Raw genomic sequence first — 6,526 nt, forward strand, 5'->3', positions numbered from 1 at the left:
GAGGGGGCGATTGTGGCGACGCTAGAAGCCCCTTGCGCCCCCTATACACTCGCAGACATCACCCTCGGCCCGCTCAAGGTTTCTGAGGAAACAGACCCGTCAGGCACTCTGAGTCTGACGCTCCCTGTAAACAGCGGCATCAATACCCTCTCGGTCGAAATCGAAGGACAAACACTGCAAGCCGCACTGCCAAGCAGCCCCTCATCAACGACTGACCCAACCGCTGTGATCTGGCCGGATGGCGAACGCTGGGGAAAGCCTGGCGCAGCGTTGGCCGAGTCCGGCCCTGATGTCATGGCCTACCCGCTTGGGTTTCCCTCCGGTAGCGCGCTGATCGATCTACTGTCCGGCCCATCGGTCGCCTATATCGAAGCAATTGAAAGCACTCAGACATGCGGGAAAGTACTGCGTGCAAGCATAATCCAAGGTGGCAGCGTTAGACCGCTTCAGGTCAGTATGCCGCCCTGCGGAACTGCTCTTGGTCAAACGTTGCGTATCCCTTTGGGAAACTAAATCTTGGGGCCAAGTTCCCTGAAGACAGCCTCATAGACCTCTTTTTTGAACGGCACGATTGCAGCAATCAGATCCGGCACCGACATCCACTGCCACGTCGAAAATTCAGGGTGCTCGGTATTGATCTGTATATCTTCGTCGTTTCCGGAAAAACGCAACAGAAACCAAAGCTGTTTCTGGCCGCGATACCGACCTTTCCAAACTTTGCCCAGCAGATGCTCAGGCAAATCATAGGTCACCCAATTCTCTGTCTGCCCTTCGATGGACACCATGGAAGCGGGCACGCCTGTTTCTTCCTCAAGTTCGCGCAAAGCGGCAGCCTTTGGTGTCTCGTGCGGGTCTATGCCCCCTTGCGGCATTTGCCATGCCCCGGGCGTGTCCAGTCGTTGCCCGGCAAAGACCATCCCGTCAGGACGCACCAGAACGACGCCGACGCAGGACCGATAGGGCAGTTCATAATGCTCAGCCACCGGTCACTCCTCTGGTGGGTTGCGCAGCGTGCCACCATAAATGATCTCGGGCACAAGTGTAACGACCTCACCGCCACCTTCGGCCCCTTTCAGGGTACGCGCGGCGATGATTTCAGCCGCTTTTCGGCCAATCTCTGATCGGCACGCGTCCATCGTGGTCAAGTGTTTCGGCAGGCCTTCCAAAAGGCTCACACCATTAAAGCCCGCAAGCCCGATCTCGCCCGGAATGTCGAGTTGCTTTTCAAGACAGTACAGCAACCCCCCTGCACCGATCATGTCATTTGAGTAATAGATGAAATCAATGTCAGGGGTCCGCTCCAGAACGGCTTCGGTCATCTCGCGCCCTTTCATCAGTGCCGATCCACCCGCATAGAATTCACTATCAGCAATCTCCAATCCGCCCTTGGCAAGCGCTTGCGTAAAGCCCTCAAACCTTTTGCGCGCGCGGTGGTCCAACGGCATTTTGGTTCCGAGGAATGCAATACGTTTGTAACCTGCTTTGACGATCGCCTCCCCCATCTCGCGCCCTGCACGGCGATGCGAAATACCGACCATCGCATCGACGGGCTCACCGTCGGTGTCCATGATCTCGACAATTGGGATCCCTGCGCTCGCCAGCATGGCCCGGGCAGCATCCGTGTGCTCAAGACCCGCCAAAATGACGCCTGATGGACGCCACGATAGCATCTCATAAAGCACTGCCTCTTCGCGCTCTGGCTTGTAATGGCTAAGACCAACCACCGGCTGAAGCTCAGTGTCATCAAGGATTTCAGAAATACCCATCATGACTTCAGGGAAAACCATGTTCGACATCGACGGGATTATAACCGCAACAAGGTTGACCCGTTGTGATGCAAGACCGCCGGCGATTTTGTTTGGCACGTAACCCAGCATTTTAGCCGCCTCAAGAACGCGGGTTCTTGTTTTGTCTGACACGTCCCCCCTGTTTCGTAGAACGCGGCTCACTGTCATCTCGCTCACACCTGAGGCTTCCGAGACATCACGCAGTGTAAGGGGGCGGCGCGGTGGTTTTGACATTTGGGCTCCTTCCGTCCAATGCACGGATCATACGTGCAAAATCCGACATCTCGCAATGTTTGATCGGCAGGCGTCAGTGTCGCGCCCCTCCAAATTCAAAACAATGCATAGATCAATGGCAGACAGGAATTTTAAACATTTCACGGCGCCCTGATTATCAACAAAAGTTCTTTGAACTCGGGGCCAATCTCACTTAGTTTTGCGACGTCGGCAAAGAGCTTTCGCACGCTCGCAAGATGGCCTCGTGGCTCAACTGGATAGAGCAGCCCCCTCCTAAGGGGCAGGTTACTGGTTCGAATCCAGTCGGGGTCACCAAAAACACCTATAAAGTTATTTATTTACAGGTCTTTGTGACTAAGTCCGCAGAACGTACTGTGAATTTTCGCGCCTAGTTCTGCTGGAACGGGGAAATTCTTGGACCAAACCTGGACAAATCTCGCACGGTGTTGCGCCTTCTCGTTCCTTCCGATGAGCTATTGGTGCACGCAAAATGGCGAACGACCAAGCGGCGAGAGGCAGCACTACGGGCAATTTCGGACCACAATATCCCAAACCAAGCCTACCGACTCGTCGGTGTCGATCAAAAGAGGGTCCGACGTGAACGCCCGCCGGACACCCTGAGACACGCAAGGCGATGAAAGCCGTCGTGCCCAATCGCAGCCAGTTTGGCTATCGGCGCATCAGCGTGATGCTGGAGCGCAAGGGGATTATCATGAACGCAAGAAGCTCTGTTGTCTTTGTACCGAAGTGAAGCTGGATATCAGGCGGCGACGGGAACGAAAATGGGCGCTAGGATCGCGGACGCCCCTGCCGGTGAGTCCGAAATCAGGCGAGCGTTGGTCGCCGGAGTGTCTGTCAGCGTTGGCCGCAAGTTGTCCTCGGTCCTGCTCTGCTCCCCAACGCTGGACCGCCGAAAGCTGGATTTTTCCGGCTTCTGCACTGCTCCCCAACCTTGGACCGCCGAAAGCTGGAATTTCCCGGCTGTCTCACGATGACGGGCTGGTGACGCCATCGGGATAGTGCATGGCGATCGGGACGTTGTATCCAATCGCGCTGTGGTCACGATCTTCGTGTTCGCTTCCACACGCTCTGCAAAAAGAAAGAGTCGGACTAATAGTCATGTCGGTCGTGCGTTTCCATAAATTCAGCCGGAATTTCTGCATCGGGCAAAAGCATGACCTCTTCTGACAGCACGTCCTCATCACTTTCGCCGCTCTCCATATATGAAGCTGATCCGGTTCCAATTTCGTCCTCAGCCCAGCCAAAGTCATTCTCAGCATCGAACACTATGGCATCCGGCGAACTGGCTTCCTGATCTGGCACTCCTCCTGATGCGTCAGTCACTTGAAGCGTGAATGTATCCGAAAACGCAATCGGGCGATCACTACCGTCGGGCGGAGTGATCCTAACTCCCCAGTCGATTGTTCCAGCGTAGTTAGGCGGCGGGGCAATTTCGATCACGGACATGTCCCAACCGGTCACGTCAATCGGCCCACCATCTGAAAGGATCGCCTCGGCCCCACCCAACACTAACGTGTCGCTTGGAAGGCCCGTTATTTCGATCGTATCATTGGCATAGGGGTCTTCCGCAACCTCGACATCTGACGTCACAAGGCTTCGACCCTCAAGACCGGGCCCTTCCCATTCCAGCTTCAACCCGGCGTGGCCATAGTTTTCGAAGTATCGCACTTCGATTTGGTGTTGCCCCGGTTCAAGCTCTATTTCGGCCGTTCGGGTCCGGTATGCATGCAAGCCGTCATTGTCGAGAACCGCCTCGCCATCGACATACAGCATGGCACCATCATCTGCGCCTAGGTGAAAGCTGAATGTCCCTCCCTCTGGCACATCAACGGCGCCTGTGAGCTTCGCGGCAAAGGTATCGGCAGATCCTTCTGACCAAAAGCTCTTGTTACTGTTAGTGTAGTCGATCTCTTCGACAGTTTCGCTGTGATCCGGGTCTGCGGACCAGTCTACGTCGTCCAAGTGAGCAAGCGAATGATCAAGGTCGAAATAGTTCGCCTTGAACCCTGCCGTTGTTGCCTCTGCCACGTCTGCGCCGATCGAAATATCAAGCGCGATCATCCCATTCTCTGGAATTTCCATGCCTGGCGCAGCCTCTAGCAACCCGCTTCCGTCAAGACCGGGCCCTTCCCAAGTCAATGAAAGACCACCCTCTTCCTGCTCGCCGACATGGCGCAAATCGATCCCATGATCCCCAGAGCCAAGTTTGACCCTCACGCTGCTGCCACTTGGGTCATCCGGTGTGATAACATCTCCATCGATTGTGAGTGTGGCGCTGCCGTTTTTTGGAAAGTGGAACGTATATTCACCGTCTTCGGGCGCAACGAACCTGCCTGTGATTTGAGTCCCGATCGCCCCGGAGCCTGCGGTCCCGCTTTGTTGATCTATTGACGATGAGAGGATGACTTGATTCGGTTGCGCAGCCCAATCTACGACGTCGACGTGCTCAACGCCCTTTTCCAAATCATACGTTGCGATGCGAAAGCCTGAACTGACCCGAACGACTGCTGCGTCGGCGACATTCAACGCCATCTCTTCGGTCACACTTTCGCCAGCGGCATCGGTTGCCGTTACCGACAGCGTCAAATCTGCATCTTCATTGAGATCTAGATCGGCCCAATCGTGAAGCTTTAGCGCACCGTCCTCGACCGTAAAACGCGCATCCGAAACCGTAAAACTGTGTGTGTCGCCAGCATCTAAATCCACCACTTCAAGTCGCCCGACAACAGCGCCAAAGTCTGCGCTGCGGACATCAACACTATCTATCGTAATGTCGGTCGGGGCACGGTTCCCATCCGTGATGTCGACAGTGATCGTATCGTAACTGACATTGCCACCGGCATCGATCACTTCGACATTCAGATCAAAGCTGGCTTGCTGTTCAAACCGCAAAACTGCCTCATCTCGAAGGCGCAGTTCGTTTCCGACAATTTCAAACACGTCGTGATCTATGGATCGGTCTGATGCACCAACGAATCCAAAACTCAGCGCGCCACCTTCCGGATCGATGGCATCCAGCAGCCCGATCAAACTGCCCGGCGCGATGGTGTCAGCAACAGAGGTTGTATCAAGTGTGATGTCCGTGGCGGCCTCATCAACATCAAGAATCTGAACCGTAAGCGTCTCGGCTCGGCTCAATCCGGCTTCATCCGTGACCTGAACAATCAACTTATGCTCTGAACCGGTCTCATGATCCAGCGCCGTGCCAGACCTTAATTTGATCGAAGTGCCGTCAATTTCGAACCTCGGGTCGTCGACAGGCTGGCCGTTCTCATCAATAATTTGATACGCCAGCTTGTCACCCGCATCGGGATCGCTGGCAGATAGTGTCGCAACAACCGCGCCATCCTGCGCCGTTTCGAAGACAGAAACACCGTCTTCGACTTGGGTGCGGTTTGCCAGAAAGTGCCCATCAAGTTCGGCTATCTCCTGTACATCCAAAGCGCCATTCCAGGACATTGCTTCAGAAATTGTGCCGTCAAAGGGAATGTCCCCTGTGAACGCTTTCCCGGTGTGCGGCAGAACCGTCCCGTTATTCAGGTTGCCGATCCCAGCCGCGTCGGGGTGATTGTACTGCACCCCAACATGGTCCACCTGGTCCACCAACACGCCGTCGACGTAGCCCGAAAACAGCTGCTCCTCCGGATCGGGGTTTGTCGCGTCATGGACCAAAGCAACGTTGTAAAAGGTATTTGGCTCTGCGGCACCCAAGTTTAGCGGCTTGTGTTCATGACCATCATCCCATTCGCGCTTGTTATATGCGAGCCCCCAAAGGGTCGGAACGCCCGTGTCAGGGTCCGGCGCGATGGACAGGGAATACCCCCGTACGGTACCGCCCTGCTCGTAAATCATCTGAACGCCGCTGATATCGGCCCCTGTTTCGAAGGACAGCGCAAAGGTCTTTTGGGGAAAAGTTCCTCGGTTCAGATCGCTATTTCCAGAAATCTCATAACCCGAGTTCGTGCCCGAAAAATCCAACCCACTGTCGCCAACCGTCGGAGCATCACCTTTCAGAAAGCCAGTGCTGCCCGCACCGGATTTGTCGACCCAAGCTCCCTCGGCTACCTCTCCGGCTGCGTCAGGCGCGAAATTTCCATCACGATCTTGCCCATCAAGCCAAAGAACCAGATCATCTGAACTCGGAAGTTGCGTTGCAGAAATCGTTAGCCCGTCCGGCGCCTCGTTCACATCCACAACCGGGATCTCAAGCACCTGCGCGTGGCTCAGGCCGCCCGCATCGGTGGCGGTCAGGCGCAGGGTCACGTGGCTTTCCGCCTCGGCGTCTAGGGCGATGCCCTCCTTCAGCTTCAGCCGCCCCGCAACCACTTCGAAGCGCGGATCATCCACGCTGAGCACCGCCGTGTCCCCGGCATCCCCATCGCTCACACGCACCGCGCCCAGATCCGCCCCGGCCGCATTCTCGCGCAGCGGCGCAAGATCCACCTCAACCCCGTCCGGCGCCTCGTTCACATCCACAACCGGGA

The 6,526-nt window shown here is 55.9% G+C and carries 4 protein-coding genes, 1 tRNA gene and 1 pseudogene; 3 read left to right on the forward strand and 3 right to left on the reverse strand.

Annotated elements, in window-relative coordinates; translation table 11 throughout:
- Window positions 1-12: 12 nt before the first annotated feature.
- On the forward strand, window positions 13-513 hold the full coding sequence (locus tag E2L05_RS14430) for a hypothetical protein (RefSeq protein WP_133343607.1): 501 nt from the start codon (window positions 13-15) through the stop codon (window positions 511-513).
- On the opposite strand, the gene E2L05_RS14435 is transcribed toward E2L05_RS14430, so the two are convergent.
- Both E2L05_RS14435 and E2L05_RS14440 read right to left on the reverse strand, forming a co-directional pair.
- Window positions 510-983, reverse strand: coding sequence for an RNA pyrophosphohydrolase (locus E2L05_RS14435; protein ID WP_133343608.1), 474 nt, complete (start codon window positions 981-983; stop codon window positions 510-512). The genes E2L05_RS14430 and E2L05_RS14435 overlap by 4 nt on opposite strands.
- Window positions 984-986: 3 nt before the next feature.
- Complete coding sequence (locus tag E2L05_RS14440; protein WP_133343609.1) at window positions 987-2,021, reverse strand: LacI family DNA-binding transcriptional regulator; 1,035 nt, start codon at window positions 2,019-2,021, stop codon at window positions 987-989.
- Window positions 2,022-2,259: 238 nt separating this feature from the next.
- Here E2L05_RS14440 and E2L05_RS14445 point away from each other — a divergent pair.
- Both E2L05_RS14445 and E2L05_RS21135 read left to right on the forward strand, forming a co-directional pair.
- Window positions 2,260-2,336 (forward strand) — tRNA-Arg (locus tag E2L05_RS14445).
- 185 nt (window positions 2,337-2,521) lie between these two features.
- Window positions 2,522-2,879, forward strand: a pseudogene (locus E2L05_RS21135) (IS3 family transposase); the annotation flags it as partial.
- 252 nt (window positions 2,880-3,131) lie between these two features.
- Here E2L05_RS21135 and E2L05_RS14450 read toward each other — a convergent pair.
- Window positions 3,132-6,526: PA14 domain-containing protein (locus tag E2L05_RS14450; protein ID WP_133343610.1), on the reverse strand; the 3,395-nt coding region annotated here is incomplete at its 5' end.

Source organism: Meridianimarinicoccus aquatilis (assembly GCF_004358675.1).
Lineage (GTDB): Bacteria > Pseudomonadota > Alphaproteobacteria > Rhodobacterales > Rhodobacteraceae > Meridianimarinicoccus > Meridianimarinicoccus aquatilis.

What these genes read in the sequence shown, in the direction of transcription:
- E2L05_RS14440 (WP_133343609.1), bottom strand. Translation starts at nt 2,021, where the DNA reads ATGTCAAAACCACCGCGCCGCCCCCTTACACTGCGTGATGTCTCGGAA.